At 56.6% G+C, this 17259-nt stretch carries 11 protein-coding genes, 1 tRNA gene and 1 pseudogene; 5 read left to right on the top strand and 8 right to left on the bottom strand.

Annotated elements, in window-relative coordinates; translation table 11 throughout:
* Positions 1–94 precede the first annotated feature (94 nt).
* The 3 genes and pseudogenes from AB4Y89_RS13970 to AB4Y89_RS13960 all read right to left on the bottom strand — a co-directional run.
* Positions 95–391: pseudogene (locus AB4Y89_RS13970) on the bottom strand (carboxypeptidase-like regulatory domain-containing protein); the annotation flags it as partial.
* A gap of 726 nt (positions 392–1117) precedes the next feature.
* Positions 1118–3997, bottom strand: a complete 2880-nt coding sequence (locus tag AB4Y89_RS13965; RefSeq protein WP_442301545.1) for a CARDB domain-containing protein — start codon at positions 3995–3997, stop codon at positions 1118–1120.
* A 90-nt stretch (positions 3998–4087) separates the two neighbouring features.
* Positions 4088–4336 carry a hypothetical protein gene (locus tag AB4Y89_RS13960; protein WP_442301544.1) on the bottom strand — a complete coding sequence of 83 codons (249 nt, stop codon included), beginning with the start codon at positions 4334–4336 and terminating at the stop codon, positions 4088–4090.
* 368 nt (positions 4337–4704) lie between these two features.
* On the opposite strand from AB4Y89_RS13960, the gene AB4Y89_RS13955 reads away from it, so the two are divergent.
* A complete protein-coding gene (locus tag AB4Y89_RS13955; protein ID WP_442301543.1) occupies positions 4705–5943 on the top strand; it encodes a hypothetical protein in 1239 nt (412 codons plus the stop codon).
* A gap of 480 nt (positions 5944–6423) precedes the next feature.
* On the opposite strand, the gene AB4Y89_RS13950 is transcribed toward AB4Y89_RS13955, so the two are convergent.
* The 3 genes from AB4Y89_RS13950 to AB4Y89_RS13940 are packed head-to-tail and all read right to left on the bottom strand — an operon-like array spanning position 6424 to position 12250.
* Positions 6424–7863 carry an efflux transporter outer membrane subunit gene (locus AB4Y89_RS13950; protein WP_442301542.1) on the bottom strand — a complete coding sequence of 480 codons (1440 nt, stop codon included), beginning with the start codon at positions 7861–7863 and terminating at the stop codon, positions 6424–6426.
* Entirely contained in the window at positions 7856–11035 is a 3180-nt protein-coding gene (locus AB4Y89_RS13945; protein WP_442301541.1) for an efflux RND transporter permease subunit, read from the bottom strand. Before AB4Y89_RS13945 ends, AB4Y89_RS13950 begins: the two co-directional genes overlap by 8 nt.
* A gap of 12 nt (positions 11036–11047) precedes the next feature.
* A complete protein-coding gene (locus AB4Y89_RS13940) occupies positions 11048–12250 on the bottom strand; it encodes an efflux RND transporter periplasmic adaptor subunit (RefSeq protein ID WP_442301540.1) in 1203 nt (400 codons plus the stop codon).
* On the opposite strand from AB4Y89_RS13940, the gene AB4Y89_RS13935 reads away from it, so the two are divergent.
* On the top strand, positions 12249–13025 hold the full coding sequence (locus AB4Y89_RS13935) for a TetR/AcrR family transcriptional regulator (protein ID WP_442301539.1): 777 nt from the start codon (positions 12249–12251) through the stop codon (positions 13023–13025). The two genes, AB4Y89_RS13940 and AB4Y89_RS13935, sit on opposite strands and share 2 nt — an antisense overlap.
* Before the next feature lie 268 nt (positions 13026–13293).
* On the opposite strand, the gene AB4Y89_RS13930 is transcribed toward AB4Y89_RS13935, so the two are convergent.
* Positions 13294–13369 (bottom strand) — tRNA-Ala (locus tag AB4Y89_RS13930).
* 113 nt (positions 13370–13482) lie between these two features.
* A complete protein-coding gene (locus AB4Y89_RS13925; RefSeq protein ID WP_442301538.1) occupies positions 13483–13785 on the bottom strand; it encodes a YXWGXW repeat-containing protein in 303 nt (100 codons plus the stop codon).
* Positions 13786–14048: 263 nt separating this feature from the next.
* Between AB4Y89_RS13925 and AB4Y89_RS13920 the strand changes: the two genes are divergently transcribed.
* The 3 genes from AB4Y89_RS13920 (at position 14049) to AB4Y89_RS13910 (ending at position 17251) form a co-directional block, all read left to right on the top strand.
* Positions 14049–14750, top strand: coding sequence for an RNA polymerase sigma factor (locus AB4Y89_RS13920; protein ID WP_442301537.1), 702 nt, complete (start codon positions 14049–14051; stop codon positions 14748–14750).
* Positions 14747–15427, top strand: a complete 681-nt coding sequence (locus tag AB4Y89_RS13915) for an anti-sigma factor family protein (RefSeq protein ID WP_442301536.1) — start codon at positions 14747–14749, stop codon at positions 15425–15427. Before AB4Y89_RS13920 ends, AB4Y89_RS13915 begins: the two co-directional genes overlap by 4 nt.
* A 63-nt stretch (positions 15428–15490) precedes the next feature.
* Positions 15491–17251 carry a tetratricopeptide repeat protein gene (locus AB4Y89_RS13910; protein ID WP_442301535.1) on the top strand — a complete coding sequence of 587 codons (1761 nt, stop codon included), beginning with the start codon at positions 15491–15493 and terminating at the stop codon, positions 17249–17251.
* The last annotated feature ends 8 nt before the right edge of the window (positions 17252–17259 follow it).

Raw genomic sequence — 17259 nt, 5'->3', positions numbered from 1 at the left:
CCATCTCACGTTCTCCCACGGTGAACGCTAACGTCGCGTTCTGCGTGTTGACCTCATTACTGGTCACACTCGAAATTACGACGGTCTCGCTTACGGTCCCTACTTCGAGTTTGAGGTCGGCCTGAACGTTCTGCCCAACGGCCAAGGTGATCGCCGTCTCCGCCGTTTTGAAACCCGAGCGCTCCACCATGACGCGATAATCGCCAGTTTGCAGTGAAGAAATGCTATAAATTCCTTCTGCGTTGCTCTTGCCGTGAATGGTCAGATTCGAATCAACCCGAACTACCGTAACGTTCGCATTAGGGACAAGAGCTCCGGTGCTGTCTGTAAGCCTGCCACTGATGCTACCCGTGGCGACCTGAGCATGAAGCGTTCGGATGGATGACACCATGCAGACAAGGGAGAGAACCACGCCGAAAAAGCGTAGAGAAAATCTGTTCATCATTGCCTCTCAAATAGTGCAGATTCCGGAATCCATCAGCGCTCTTTTGAACTCAGAAAAAATCGGGATTCCGGTACAGCATGACAGTCTGGTCGGCTCGAATTACGTCCGTCTAGTAACCGGTCGTTACTGTTACAAGTAACGAAATCATCATGGCTTGTCCGGTCTCGATTCTGAGCTCAAAGGCGGACAAAATCGATCCGGATCTGACGCTTCAAACCATGGGCCAACAAAGCCGGGCGAGGCACAGCGAGAATCCTCTGAACGGAAAAGATGCCTGAGATGGGCGTTAGCAAGTCAAGTTGGATGAGGGAACACGGCGCCGGGTCGCTACATTTAAGCCGCCTGAACGGCTGCAGAGGTAAGCCTTAGGCGTATTCACCTATGGTAAAAGCCTCGCATTGTTTCCCCCACCGTCGCCCCCCAACCAAGACGTCTATAGTCCAATAAAACACCAGGTAACAAAAGGTTACATCCGCCTCTTGAACCGGAGGGACGGCGGCACCGTGATACACCCAGTAGCCGCCGCTGGCCGCAGTACATTGCTCATCGCGCAGTAGCTCACGTTTCCTCCGTCGAGGCGGAAGACTTTGGCTGCGCATCAAAGCTGCCTCCCTGCAGCAGTTCAACGATCTGTTTGATCCGTTGCGCGGTCGCTGTAAGTTGCTTCCGGTTTCACTGGATCAGTACAAACTGCGGTGTGTCTCCGAGACTGACGGATATGGAAGTCGCCGTCGTGGTCGAGGTGGCTGCCGTACCCACTGTCGCATCGAAAATGGACATGGAGCTTGGCGCTACACTCGGACTTAGAGTGACGGTCGCGGGTGTCACAGTAATTTCATTTCCGTTGTTGTCCCAAATAGGGTCGTCCCGCCACAAGGCAACGATGAATGCTCCATCGCTGCGCTCAAAGACAAGGCTCTTGCCCAACGCCGGCATTCCTGAGAGAGTGAACACTTTTGTCCCTGACAACGTGCCCGGGGAACCGTTTGGATCGGCCAGAATTGTCGCCAGGTTATGAAGGGCAGTGGCTGATTGCTTTGGGGAAACATTCGTGCCATCAAAGTGGAAGAGACCAAAGGTATCTTCGCTGTTTGTAGCGCTCCAAGACGAGTACGTTCCGCTGCCGACCTCTTTCGTGACCGTGATGGCGGTGTCGCCCGTGCAGCTGTTATAGCTGTACACCGTACCCCACATGTAGTTCGAGCCATCGTGGGAGATAGCGATGGTGGTGCCAGGGGCCATGTTCGGTAGTCCTGTTGCCAGTTGGATGGGACCGAATACACTGCCTACCGACGCCATGCTGGCGGTTGTACTGCTGGGCATCGGCACATGTTCATCCAGGAGTTCATACAGATAACTCCGCGTTACACCTTGCAGAGAGGCGTCCAATAAAAAGGACAGGGTGAGCTTCGCCTGGGCTGCTTCTGTTGTGCCTCTCACCCCAGGAGCAGTCCACCAGCCGGCCTCCGTGATTACCGCTGGGTGATTTGGCGCGATGGGCATACTCTCCGAAAGAATGGTCTGCATCGTATTGAAGGTCGACTCTCCTGAGGTGCCGTAGAAAGCCGGGTACACATGCGAAGAAATCTGATTCGTGTAGGAGGAGATGTCACCGACTCCCGACGCATCCAGCGGATTCCCGAGCGCCATGCTGTTGACGATGATGTTCTGCGTGTTGCTAGCGGACTGCATATCCGCCCAAAGATCTTGCTGTCCTGATACCGAGGCAGCGATGCCGGTGTGACCGCCATACGTCTGCGAGAAGTTTTCAGGTTCGTTGAAACCCTCAACAGCTTCCACAATGCTTGAGTTACTTGAGATATAGCCGTAGTCAGCCGCCAGATCAGCATTCACGAACACGTCGTAAGTGGCGCCATTGTTGGCGCTGATCTGCTGCAGCTTTCCGACGTCGATCGAGGCATGCATAACGTCGCGAATATGCCGAAGGCTCGCATAAGAGAGCGCAGACTCTATGTTCGGAACACTTGTATACGCATCCCCTCCCCAGTCGTTGTGGATGTGGATGTTAACGCCAATTGAGTCTGTAAACGAACTAATGCTAGGTGTCTGGCCGACCGTAAGCGCCTGCGCGAGAGTGTTATTCGTCGTATTGGACTCCGACAAGGCGCCCGCGCGATTGACGATGGCAGAGATGGTATGCGTACCTGTGGAGATTGTGTACGGGCCTCCACCGCTTGCGCCTGGTGCAGAGCTTACAGCTTGCGATGCTCCTGCGGCGAGAGGCCCCCAACCACTCGCCCATGTGCGCCCTGTACCATCCACCAGGAAAGACACTGCGATGGCCGTGCTAGACGGCGTCGCAACAGATCCGCGGTTCTTAATGACTGCAGTGAACAGGCCTGTGGATGTGTCATAGGATAAAGACGTCACGATCACGTCAGGTAATGGAGTGGATGCTGCATTCACGGTAACGCTCTGTGTAAAGTTGTTATTCGTCGTATTGGATTCGGCGAAAAGATTAGCCGGATTGACGTCTGCAAGGATTGAATGCGTGCCGACGGAAATAGTGTATGGGCCGCCCTTCGACGCCGTATTCAAGAGGAGCGAGGTGCATGCTGGTATAGGGCCAACAACGCCCGCCCACGTCTCATAAGTTCCGTCTACCGAATAATTAATATTGACGTCGGTACCGCTGGGCGTTGGGGCCGTACCGTTATTCGTGATCGTGCTGCTGAAGTTCCCGGTGAAACTGTTGTAGGAAACGGTTTTGATCACCATGTCCGGTGCGAGGGTGACGGATTGCGCCAACGTGTTGTTTGTCGTGTCCGTCTCTGGGAAAGCCGCGGAAGCATTGACATCGGCGCTGACCGTATGTGTACCCGCGGGAATGCTGTAGGGACCGCCGCCACTGGAACCGGCTATCGAGCTAACAGTTGCGCTCGCTCCCGCCGCAAGAGGATTTGTGGCGCTGGCCCACGTCTGCGAGGTCCCATCCACCAGGAACGAAACCTGAATCGTTCCAGTGGACGGAGTAGCCAACGCACCCTGATTCTTGATGGTTGCGCCGAAGATTCCGGTTGAGCCGTTATAGGTGACCGCAGTGACCACCAAGTCAGGACCAGCAGTGAACGAAAAGCTATTGTTGGAAGTATCAGACTCGGTGATACTGGCGGCGCGGTTGACTATAGCTGTAACTGTGTGGGTGCTGCCACCTGGGATGTTGTAGGGTCCACCGCCGCTGGAGCCAGCGGCTGAGCTTACCGTCTGCGTGGCTCCAGCAGCGAGCGGCCCCCATCCTCCGGCCCAGGTCCGGCCCGTTCCGTCTACCAGGAACGAGACTGGAATTGCCGTAGCCGACGGCGTCGCCGCCGTGCCTTGATTCTTGATGACGGCGCTGTAAAGGCCGGTGGAAGGATCATAAGAGGCCGACGTGAGAACCAGGTCGGGGAGGCTTTGGCATATCGCCTGTGACGGACCCACTAGGAAGAATAGACATACCGCAAGTTGGATGAGATTAAGAAAGCTGTTCCGCGACGCTCCATGATTGGGGCTTTTTCCCGGGATATCGATAATCTGCCATATTACTTTCATATTTATTCCTCGATGCACAGCTGCTATCTGAGTTCGTTTACGAAACGACAAGAGCCTATCGCGCGAATATGCGCTGCTTCGCTTCGCCAGCTAGGGGGAAATCAGGATAAGAATCGGATGATTCGGAAGATCGAGTTTCATTGACGCCTTCGGTGTCAATCGTGTCGTCACGTCTGTAACCGGGCCATATTGCACCATCGTCGAAGGAACGCTCCTTTGCGTGAGAACCGGATGGGTCATACGCAGAATCGAAACCGAGGCGCCGGGGCCTTTCGCAAAGACCGTGCTTTCCGACAAGGCCAGCATGAAAATCAAAATTACTGATGCCTTCCTACCCATGATTGCTATCCGCCTCCCCCGCACCTGAGCCTCCTTCGGATCTTTCTGAGCTTTGTCCCACAGTGTTCGGGGAAATACCCCGCTGGACGCGGTAGAACGAGTTGTCAAACTGGTGACGCGATGAAGAACGTCGACGGTGGATGTCTAATCGACTTGCAACTTCAAAGTTCTTTCGGTGCTCCAAGAGTGTCTCTTTTTTTGTCGCGGGCCATTCGACGCGTTGTCGCCCTAAATCCGTAAGCTGTATACTGCTAGCCACACGATCGCTAACCGTTAAATATGAGGCGTAAGTTGTTGATTGTTAGGGAATAACTGCTCGTTGCCCTTCAACTTCTTGAGGGCCTTCGGTGTGGGTACTGAGAGACGTTATGGACAACACCATCCCAGATTCGGCCGCGATCAACGAAGAATTGCAACGCCTGGTAAGCCATCGCTTCCTGCGGCAAAGTCCACGGCTCGTGCTTTTCCTGAAGCACATCGTCGAGAAGACGGTGCGGGGCGAAGGCGACCAGCTAAAAGAAAGAAATGTGGGCACGGAGGTCTTCGGGAAAGGAAGGCGCTACGATCCTGCGACTGACTCGACGGTCCGCGTGGCCGCTTCGGAACTCAGAAAGCGGCTCGCGCTCTACTACCAGGAACCTGAGCACGCGCGAGAACTACGCTTCACACTTCCCGTGGGCGCATACACTCCGGCCTTCCATTGGCCATCCACAGAGGAGCCTAAGCCCGCGTCCGAGACGCCGGCAGCATCTGCGGAAGCGCCTTCCGCCGGCACCCTACCGGAGACGCCTCAGCAGGTTACGGCTCGCCCCCGTTACACTTTTTGGCTGTGGGCAGGATTTCCAGCTTTGGTCGTGGTCATCTTCGCATCCGTCTTTCTGCTGAGCCGCAGATCCTCTGGAGAAGCAGCTGTTGATTCTTTTTGGGAACCTCTGCTGCATACCAGCACGCCGGTCGTCGTACTCGTTGCCGGTCATCCATATTCGACGATGTACATCCGAGACGCCGAAAATCCCGCGCGGGAATCGACCTTGGACATGTCGCAGGAACAAGGCATCAACACGGTGACGTTTGACGACATGGAGTCGCTGATTATCGTCACGGGCTATCTCCACGCGCATCACGTTCCTTACGTCGTGCGCGATGAAAGTCAGGTCACGATCACGGATCTTCGGAACGGCCCTGTCGTAGTAATCGGCGCCTTTTGCAATTCGTGGGCACTGCGACTGCTTAAGCCACTCCGATTCCATTTCGGCAACGATCCTGACATGACGAGCTATTGGATTGAGGATGGTGAGTCGAGGTCGGAGTCGAAATGGGTTGTCAATCGACAAAAGCAGTTGGCAACCAATGATTTTGTGGACTATGCGATCGTCGGCCGGTACAGGGATCCCAACTTGGGTCAACCGGTGGTGATCGTCTCAGGCATCGCCGGCGGAAACAACATCAACGCCGCTCAAGTTCTGACCGATCCTGCTTTCCTGTCTCAGCTATTCGGTTCCTCCAACGCGAAGAAGGGGGATAAGAACTTTGAAGCCGTTCTTAGCGCAAAAACAGTAAACAACCATTCCGGTCAGCCCCGAATTGAAGCCAGTTATTCTTGGTAATACTCTGGCAGATCCCAGTCGAATCAGGCCACTGCACGCCTCTTCCGGGCCACACAGCAACAGGGAAAATGCTCTGGTTGTTTAGGCTGTGCACGCAAGGGCCAGGTTCACGCTGACTGCCTCTCGTTCGCTGCCAAGAAAAGCCATACGCTCATCCGAAACTTTTCCGAATCGTATGGATTTCATGTAGTGTTGTCGTGCGACAAAGTTCAGGTTACCGGCTACGACCTGAACTCCACAATATCTGCACAATCAATCCTTCCATTCGAGGCCCCCAAAAGATCGGGGGCCTTCGCTTCCTCATCCTACCGGGGACTCCAGAGCCGTTCTACGGTCATCCCAATTAGCTCCGACTCTTACGCTGATGCATCCATCCCGCCAGTCTTCGCGGTGTCGCATTTCGAATGCCCGAGCCTTTTCCCTGTAGGTGTACTGTAGGGAAAGAAAGAGGCATCTATAAGAAGGCGATTCAGATCCGTTTTATGGCCTTCCGGATCGTATGGGCTGCGGCTGCCGTTGAGGCCAGCCACCAGCTAATGACTTGTAGAGGCTGACGGCGTCGGATGCGCTCTCCAAATGACTCGTTGCATACGCGTCCTCATCCTGTAGCTGCACACGTTGTGCATCCAGCAGGTCGAGAAGACCGGTCGCGCCCTCCTTGTACCGGACATTTGCCAGATCCGCAGCCCGCTTACTGTCGAGAGCAGCCTGCCGGAGTGCGGCATCCTGCTCACGCGAGCGCGCGTATCTCACAAGTGCGTTCTCAACATCTTCAAGCGCCAACAAGACCGCTTGTTGATACTGGGCCAGCTGGGCATCTCCATCTGCACGGCTGGCTGCAATGCGGGCCTTCACCCTGCCTCGATCCAGAAAGGACCAGTCGATGCTGAGTCCCGCGAGATTCGTTGGACTAACGCCGTCGAAAGCTGTGTCGGAGTGATATTGCATCAGACCCAGCAGACCGCCGAAGTTCACGCGAGGAAACAGGTCGGCGGTGTTGACGCCAATCTGCTCGGTTGCCGCATGGAGCCGTTGCTCGGAGGCATTGATGTCAGGACGACGACGCACGAGATCCGCCGGAGTTCCTGGATCGATGCTCTCGGGCAGATCCGGAAGTGTTTTTTCAATCTCAAGCTCACTGACGAGAGCATCAGGCGACTGACCGCACAGGACGGCGAGGCGATGCTCATCGACCGCAATCGCGGATTGAAGCGCCGGAATGCGAGAGGTCGTACTTTCATACAACGCACGAGCTCTGGCCGTATCGAATTGAGTTCCGCGGCCGGCGGTGAAAGTCGCCTCTACCAGCTTTACGGTTCGCTCCTGATTGGCGGCGTTCTGTCGAGCCACACGGAGGCGCTCCTGCTGGCCGCGAAGGTCGATGTAAGTTGTCGCCACCTCTCCCGCGATGGCAACCTGCATTGCAGCAAGGTCATTCCCGCTCGCAAGGAATTGCTGACGCTGGGCCTCGACGTTATGGCGAATACGGCCATAGAAATCGAGTTCCCAACTGGCATTGATCGACGAGGTGGAATAGCGATAGTTGCGCGGATATCCAAACGCCTGATTGGCGGCGAGCTTTTGGCGTCCAACATCCTCACTGGCAGTAACTGTCGGATACTTGTCGAACTTGCTGAGGCGTAAAAGAGCGGACGCAGCGTCATAGTGGGCGAGAGCCGAACGGAGATCGTTATTAGCCGAGAGCGACCGTTCGATGAGGTTCGTCAGTTCCTGGTCATGAAAACTGTGCCAGAACTCCGGGTCAGATGGCTCCGCCTTGACGCTTGTGTCGGCCGAACCAGCCGTCGACGGAGCAGTAAATTGACTCGGAAGAGAAACACTCGGTTGCTTATAGCGCGGACCGACAGAGCAACCGAGAGTCCCGAAAAGCACGAGTGCTGCAAACAGGACTTTAGACATGGCTTACCTCTACCTCTTCTTCAAAGCTCTCTTCGTTATGACTGTGGAGCCTTTGCCCGCTCAATTTCCGCAGCACCACGTAGAAGACTGGCGTTAGGAACAGTCCGAACAACGTGACTCCGAGCATTCCTGAGAACACGGTGATGCCGGTTACTTTTCTGACCTCACTGCCTGCACCGTGACTGAGAAGCAATGGAACCGAACCAGCAATGAATGCGATGGAGGTCATGATGATGGGGCGGAGACGCAGATGGCAGGCCTCGAGCGCAGCCTCTATCGTCGTCATGCCCTGCATCTCGAGTTCGCGAGCGAATTCGACGATCAGGATCGCATTCTTGCAGGCGAGGCCCATCAGCACCACGAGACCAACCTGGACGAAGATGTTGTTGTCGCCTCCCGTGAGCCACACACCGAAGAGAGCTGCAAAGATGCACACGGGGACGATAAGGATAACGGCGAGCGGCAGTGTCCAGCTCTCGTACAGCGCAGCCAGAACGAGAAAGACGAGAAGAATCGCCAACGGGAATACGATCGCGGCAGAATGGCTTTGCGTCGTTTGCTGATAGCTCAAGTCCGTATATTCCAGCACCATGCCCGGAGGCAGTGTCTTCTTCGCAATCTCGTTGAGCTTCTCGATGACCTGACCCGATGACAGCACACGCGGATCGGCGTCGCCGATGAGATCGGCAGCGGGATAGCCGTTGTAGCGCATGACGGGATCCGGGCCAAATGTCTGTGTGATGGTCGCGATCGAGCCAATCGGAACCATTTCCCCGGTTCCATTCCGCACTCGAAGATTTGTGATGTCTTCAGGCCGCTGGCGGAATTGAGCGTCCGCCTGCACCATCACGCGATACACGCGACCGAAGGTATTGAAGTCGTTCACGTAGATGGAACCGAGATAGCTCTGGAGCGTGTTGAAGACATCGGAGAGCGAAATACCTTGCGTCTTCGCTTTCTCCCGATCGACCTGAACTTCCAATTGCGGAATATTCGATTGATAGGAAGAGACCGGATAGGTCATGCCCGGAGTCTGCGAGACTGCAGCCTGAAATGCTGCCAACCCACTCTGCAGAGCACCATAACCAAGTCCGGCGCGATCCTCGATATAGAGCGAGTACCCGGATCCATTGCCGAGTCCCTGGATCGGTGGCGGCATCAGGGCAAACGCGATCGCACCTGGAATGCGGGAATATTTCTGATTGAGCTCAACCAGGATCTGCTGAGCCGTCTCGTGACGGTCTTTGAAGTCTTTGAGGCGAATGTAAGAGGTTGCCAGGTTTGGTGTATTTGCGCTTTGCAGCGCGTTGAAGCCAGACATCGCCGGCAGCATTTCGACACCATTGACTTCATGCGCCGCCTTCACCATCTGCTTGAGGACATCATCCGTACGTGCCAGCGATGCCCCCTCGGGCAACTTCGCTCCGCCGAAGAGATACAGTTCGTCCTGGGTCGGAATGAAGCCGCCGGGCACGTTGTTGAACAACAGGTAGATCGAGCCGATCAACACGAAGTAGATCAGAAAGACACCGCCACGGAAGCGGAAACTCCGCCCAACAGCACCTTGATACGCTTCAGAACTGCTCTTGAAGAGCCGGTTGAAGGGGCGGAAGAACCAGCCGAAAGCAGCATCGATAGCGCGCGCCAGCCAGTCTTTTTGAGCGCCCGGTGTATGTAGAAGTTTCGCCGCAAGGGCCGGAGAAAGGGTGAGTGAATTGATTGCGGAGATGACCGTTGAGATCGCAATGGTCACAGCGAACTGCTTGTAGAACTGGCCCGTGATTCCGGTAAGGAAAGCCATCGGAACGAACACTGCGCACAGGACGAGAGCAATCGCGATGATAGGCCCCGAAACTTCCTTCATCGCCTGATGAGCAGCCTCTCGTGGAGTGAGCCCATGTTCGATGAACCGCTCAACATTCTCGACTACGACGATTGCGTCGTCCACCACAATCCCGATCGCCAGGACCATGCCGAAGAGGGTCAAAGTGTTAATCGAGTAGCCCAGGATATAGAGCCACGCGAAGGTGCCGACGATGGAAACGGGGACTGCGATCAACGGGATGATCGAAGCCCTCCATGTTTGCAGAAATACGATGACAACGAGAACTACCAGGAATACAGCTTCGATCAGTGTGTGCTGCACCGCATCAATCGAATCCCGAATGAATTCCGTCGGGTCCCAGATGACTTTATAGTCCATATCGTCCGGGAATGCCTTCGACAACTCCTTCAGCTTGGCATAGACCTCTTTTGCAACACCGAGCGCGTTCGCCCCAGGCGTCAGGAAGATACCGACGATAGCGGTGTCCTGAGTATCGAGGTAGGTGTGGAGTGTGTAGTCACTTGACCCGAGCTCTACGCGTGCGACGTCTGACAGGTGAACCACCTGCCCGTTTGAGCCGGACTTCAGCACAATATTGCTGAACTCTTCCGGCGTTGTGAGTCGCCCGCGAACGTTGATCGAGGTGAGAAAGTCAGGCTTCTTTGGCGAAGGTTCAGCACCAAGCTGGCCTGCGGACACCTGCACGTTCTGTTCCCGGATGGCATTTACAACGTCGTCCGATGTGATACCGCGCGATGCCAGGCGGTTCGGATCGAGCCATACCCGCATGGAATAATCGCCGGAACCCAGCAATTGAACATCGCCAATGCCATTCAGCCGCGACAACTCATCCTTCACATGAAGGACGCCATAGTTCCGAAGGTATAGCGCATCGTGGTGACCTTTCTTCGAGAGCAGGCCGACATACATCAATGGTGTCGGCGACTGCTTCTGAGTGGTCACGCCGAACTGGCGAACTTCGTCTGGGAGACGCGACAGGGCCTGGCTGACACGGTTCTGTACACGAACGGCCGCGGTATCCGGATCGACACCTGGACGAAACGTCACGATGACCTGAAGGCTGCCGTCCGAGCCGGCAACAGACTTCATGTACATGATGCCTTCAACGCCATTGATGGCTTCTTCGAGCGGTTCGGCAACTGTCTCGGCGATCGCCTTGGGGTTGGCGCCGGGATAGTTCGTACGGACGACTACGCTGGGCGGAACGACTTCAGGATATTGCCCCGACGGAAGAATTGGGATCGCGATGAGTCCAAGGCAAAAGATGATGATGGAAAGAACAATCGCGAAGATGGGGCGGTCGATGAAGAATTTCGAGATGTTCATTGCCGTGACCTCTTATTTCTTTCCCGCAGAGGCGATATTGTTCAGGCCCGCTGTCGAGACTTCCATGCCGGTATCCTTTGGCGTGATCGGGGCGCCTGGAAAATAAATCAGTTGCAGACCTCCCACGACTACACGGTCTTGAGGCGTCAAGCCAGATTTCACAATCCGTAGTCCATCGCTCATGCCACCCAGGACGATGTCCTTACGTTGCGCGACGTTCCCTTCTCCCACGACATAGACATACTTGCGGTCTTGATCTGTCAAAACAGCCTTATCGTCGATCAAGATCGCCTGTGCAGGCGCGGCGCTCTGCAACTGAACACGAGCAAATAAACCGGGTGTCAATGTCTGGTCAGGATTTGCGAGCACGACACGGGCTCGAATGGTGCCGGTGGTCGGATTGAGCTGGTTATCAACGAAGTCAATGTGGCCCGTATGCGGAAAACCTGCCTCATTCGCCAAGGCAACCCGGACTGGATTCTCAGCGCCGACCCCGCTTCCGCGATGCGAGCTTTGCTGGAAGCGAAGATAGCTTTGTTCATCACAGTCGAAGTAGACATAAACCGGGTCCACCGAAACGACCGATGTCAGCACGGTTTGATCCGCCTGCGCAAGATTTCCCAACGTCAGCAGTGTTCGGCTGATGCGGCCATCGATCGGCGAGCGCACTTCGGTATAAGAGAGGTTCAGCTCCGCGGAAGCCACGGCTGCCTCCGCTGCTTTAACCCGCGCTCCGCTCTGCAGCAGGTCAGAGCTGCGGTTCTGTAATTCCTCCTGGGAGACGGCGTCCTGCTGCTTGAGCCGCTGCGCACGCTCCGCCTGGATCTTCGCGAAGTCTGCCGCCGCGTGCTCCCTATCCAATCCAGCCTTGGCGCTATCTGCCGCATCCTTGTAGGGCCGGGGATCGATGACATAAAGCAGGTCGCCCTTATGGACCACCTGTCCTTCCCGGAAGGCAATGCGGTCGATGTAGCCCGTGACTCGCGGCCGGATCTCTACGGAGTTCGTCGCCCATACGCGGCCATTAAATTCATCGGAGACGCGAACATCCCTGGTGATGACTTGCGCCGCATCGACCGGGGCCGCCGCTAGTTTCGGCTTCGTTTCAGGTACTGCCTGCTTGCAGCCGGCAGCAGCAACGGTGATAGCGGACAAAGCGATCAACCACATCCCTGTGCGCGCCAGCGATGATCCCCTTTTGAGAATGCCTTGCATGTTGTCTCCTAAAATCGTGTCGCCTCGTTCTCGCGTCTCGCCTGGCTTGGCGGCATTTTATAGAACGGTCGTTTCAGAAATAGATGTGTGCGGCTCGCGGAGGATTCAGAAGGCTGCAACTTTTTCTGAAACGTGTGCTCCAATGAAAAGGGGCACGGGCATGAGTCAACGTGGACGGCCAAAGACGTTCGACAGAGAGGTCGCCTTAGACGCGGCCATGCTGCTGTTTTGGAACCGCGGATTCGAACAGACCAGCGTTGACGATCTCGCCAGCGCAATGGGCATCCAAACCTCGAGCCTCTATTCATCGTTCGGTGATAAAGAGACGCTATTTCTCGAGGCCGTAAACCACTACCGGACAGGAAGAGGCAGTGTCTTTGACGCTGCTGTCATCGAAGGCAAAACGGCGAAAGAGGGTTTTGAGAAGCTGTTTCGCATCACTGCTGCCGAATTGACTCGCAAAGATCAGCCAAGTGGCTGCATGCTTTGCCTCGCTCTTCCAACATGCTCTCCAAAGTACGACCACTTGCAACAAGAGTTGGATCGGCTTCGCGCACTCTCCGACATGGTTTTGTTGAAACGGCTGGAGAAGGCAGTGCGGGATAAAGAGATTCCAAAATCGACAGACCTTCGTCTGCTGGTCTCGTTCTTCAGAACGACCCTCTTAGGGATGTCGCTGCAAGCCCGTGCGGGTGCGAGCAAAGAAACCCTTTTGAAGATCGGGACGCTCGCGCTTCAGGTCTGGCCCAGCAAGCAGTCCTTGCGGAACGGATAGCGTTCCTCTGTATGACGCGCGCAGCCGGCGAGAGCCATTTTTCGAAAAGGTGCCTGTCTCTGAATCGTGCTGATGCCCGCAAGAATCGCGCGCTGACTTTGGATCGAACTCCAAGATCAAGGTCTCATCTCGTTTAACCCGATTGGTAATGTTGGTACGGGCGCCAGGAATCGGCGCAGGCTCTGCGCGAGTGACACAAGATGACACAAAGCCATGGACGAGCGGAAATGCCCACTTTCGGTATCTGCTTGATTTATAAGGGGTTATTTGGTGGACCTGATCGGGATCGAACCGATGACCTCTTCCATGCCATGGAAGCGCGCTCCCAGCTGCGCCACAGGCCCACTCTCGGGAAGGACTTCTTTATTTTCTCCTGCTTTGCGGACCAAGTCAAACCCGGCGTGGGCAAAGGCAGACGGGCTGAAGGACGAGGAAGCGCCTTCAGCCCGCGTTGACTTTATCTCCAGTGGCCGTCGATCCAGTACCAGCCGCCTGGGCGGCGAGCCCAGTGGCCAGGTACCCAGCGCGCGTGCGGGCGCGGCGGAGCGGCATAGGCTCCGGGAACCCAGACGTAACGGCCTCCGTCCCAGCGGTGATAACCAGGTTGCCAAATCCAGTTCGGATGGCCGACCGGACGGACGGGAACGACCTCACGCACGGGTGGGGGAGGCCCAATACGGACATAGACTTGCGCCTCTGCCGCGGCTGCGGACAGGGTAAGAGCGGCGCCTAAAAGTGCGAGCATGAGTTTTCTGTTCATCGACATCTCCTCCGGGCTCTCGTTTGGCCCGATATCGATTTAAATGGCTCTCGGGCAGAAAAGTCGTGGTCTCGGAGGGCCGGCTTTGGCCGGCAAGGCTCAAAAATAGTTGCAGTTACGGGAACATTTCAGGCAACCTTCGGTGTCTATCTCTCTAGAGTGAGCGAGCACTCGGCCGCCGGCGGCGCAGTTTTTGCTCATTCTCCGGGATGGAGCGATTTGCTTTGGAAATCCCGGACGTCGTACCTTAAAGGACACTCCCGATGCAGGCTGGAACGACGATGGGGAACCTGGTAAGTGCGATCGGAATTCGTGCGGAGGATGCCGTCTTGGTGGCCGAGCTGAAGGCAGGCTCGGAAGAAGCCTTCGCGCAACTGATCGGGCAGTACTCGCAGCCCATCTATTCTCTGATTGCCCGCAGCCTGCAGGATCCGGCTGACGCCGCCGACATCACCCAGGACGTCTTTATTAAAGTCTTCCGCAATATTGGAAGCTTTCATGGAGACTCTTCGCTGAGAACCTGGGTCTACCGGATTGCGCTGCATGAAGCAAGCAATCAGCGCCGCTGGTGGAAGCGACATAAGAAGCAGGAAGTCACCATCGATGGGGAGTTCGAATCGGACGACCCCGGAGAGACCTTCTACCTGCGGGATACGCTGGCTTCGCAAGCTGGATCGCCGTTCGATATGGCCATCCAGAGCGAGATGCGCGCCCGGGTGGAGGCAGCACTGCATGAGGTGCCGGAGTCGTTCCGGACGGTGCTGATCCTGCGCGAGATTGAAGGATTCGCCTATGACGAGATCGCCGAGATTCTCGACATCAACATGGGCACGGTAAAGAGTCGGTTGATGCGCGGACGCGCAGCGATGCGGCAGGCACTGGAAGCGCGCGAAGCTCTCGAATCCGAACAGAGAGCCGCCGCATCCAAACGAGCAACGGAGAAGTGGATGGAGGCTGCACGATGAATACGAACTGTGAACAGGTGCGCTCCCTCTTCTCGGACTATCTCGACGGAGCTCTTACCGGCCACGAGATGATGGATGTCAGCTCGCATCTTGAGAGCTGCAAAGCCTGCAAGGCGGAGTTCGCCGGCTGGCGCAGTGTGCAGCACAGCCTCGCCATGATCGGTACGGCCAAGGCTCCGGAGAACCTGGGCCTGAAGCTGCGGCTGGCCATCTCGCACGAAAAAGTTAAGAGCAACACGACCTGGAAGGATCGTCTGGAGCTGGCCTGGGCCAACACCCTCCGTCCGGTCGTGCTTCGTACCGCTGCCGGCCTGGCCTCCGCCACCATCATCGTCGGTGGCATGCTGGGCATGCTAACCGCGGTGACTCCTGCGGCGCAGTCGGTCATGGCCGATGACGACCTGGGCGCTTACACTCAGCCCCACTATAAGTATTCGGCTGCCAATATGGATGCCGTGTTGGTGGATGCGGACAATCCCGTCGTCGTCGAAGCCCTGCTGAACGCCCGTGGGCAGATCTATGACTACAGCATCGTCTCCGGAACGCTTTCGGCCGACGCCCGCCACAACCTGGAGCAGCGGCTGCTGGTAAGCGTCTACGAACCGGCCAAGGTCTTTGGAACCCCGGTGCGGAGCCGCATTATCCTTACCTTCTCCGGTATCTCGGTTCGAGGCTGATCCCCTCTCTTCAGTGCAGGGTCCGCTGACGTAGACTATTCCGGTACGTCAGACTGATCAGCCGTGTATTTAAACCGCATCATTTCGCTCGGATTGCTCTTCGCCCTGCCCCTGGCGGCAGCCGCACAACAATCGTCTTCCAGCTCGTCTTCGTCCCAGGCTCCGTCGGATTCCGCCTCGCAACAACCGGCTCAGACCGGCCCCTTGCGGCTGGGTGGCGTCGAGCGAGCCGGCTCCGGAATCCAACTGGAACCGAGCGAGTCGCTCTTCGATATTGGAGCGGCGTTGAATGCCTGCGGCTACGACGCAGACCTTACCAACTCTTCTCCAGTGCGCCAGAAGGTTCGCGACGACCTCAATGCTGCTCTGCAGGACAGCGCCGAAGCTCGCGATGCCCGCGACAAAGTTTGCGCCTACATTGCCGCCCACGACCTGGGCGATTCGACGCGGAATCTCTCGCAGTTCGCATCACTTGGCATCTATCTCAACCCTCCACCGGATCTGACGCCGATTACCGATCTGACCGAGTTGCCACCGGATGCCGCACAGGTGGTCGAAATCCTGCCGCTTCTGCGAACCTTTGCCGAGACGACGCAGCTCCACCTGATCTGGGTGCGCAACCGTCCGGAGTACGAAGAACTCATCGCCCGCATCCACGATCCGATGACCAAGGCCATTCTGGATTCGAACATCTATCTGCACCAGCCGGTTTCGAGCTACGATGGCCGCCGCTTCCTGGTCTTCATGGAGCCGATGTTCGCTCCGGCGGCGGTGAATGCGCGCGTCTACGGCCTGGACTATGTGGTGGTGTTCTCTCCCACACAGGGTGCAGAGGTACGGCTGGATGACGTTCGGCACATGTATCTGCACTACCTGGTAGAGCCGATGATCTATGCCCGGCCGCAGTCGATCGACCGGCTGACTCCGCTTTTGAAGACGGTGCAGGACGCTCCACTGGAGTTCATCTACAAGAACGACATGGTGGCGCTGACGACCGAGTGCATGATCAAGGCAATCGAAGCGCGGGTGATGGACGTTGGCTTCCCGAAGCCAAAGAAGCCGTCTCAGGTCAAACAGCGCAGCGACATGGAAAAGTATGAAGCAGACCTTACCGACTATGACCGCCGGGCAGAGGTCGTACGCCAGCGCCTGGTAGATCGCGATATGCGTCTCGGCTATGTGTTGACCGATTATCTCTATGGCAAGCTGGTTCAACTGGAGCACACCAACGAGGCGCTCAAAGACAGCATTGGTGAGATCGTCTACGGCATGGACGTGCAGCACCAGGTCAGCGTGGCGAAGAATATCCAGTTCTTTCCTGAAGGCACGCGTGAGTTCGTAGGCCGTACGCCGGTACGCCAGCCGAAGGGACTTGATCTCGCTGAGATCAAGCTGATGAAGGGTGATCGCGCAGGCGCCGACGAGATGGCGCAGAAGGCGCTGGCGGTGAATCCGAACGACCCGCAGGCGCACTATCTGAAGGCACGCATCGCAGTGCTGGACAATGATCCGGACTCGGCGCTCGACGAGTTCAACCAGGTGCTAAAGCTTTCCAAGGATCCACGCACGCTGGCCTGGACGCATATCTACCTGGGACGCATGTATGACACACAGCGTGAGCCGGACCGTCCTCGCGCCATCAGCGAGTACAAGGCAGCTCTCGCGGTCCGCGATGCTCGTCCGGACACCAAGCTTGCGGCTGAAGCTGGACTGAAAAAGCCCTTCGCAGCGCCGAAGCGGGAGCACGCCACCAGCGACGAAGAAGATAACGAGCCGATTGATCCCACCGGTAAGAAGGAAAAAGAGGCTTACCGGCCAAAGTAAGAGCGGCG

The organism is Terriglobus sp. 2YAB30_2, assembly GCF_052114765.1.
Classification (GTDB): domain Bacteria; phylum Acidobacteriota; class Terriglobia; order Terriglobales; family Acidobacteriaceae; genus Terriglobus.
The sequence above is the reverse complement of the archived record's forward strand: the minus strand, read 5'-3'. Positions and strand labels throughout refer to the sequence as shown.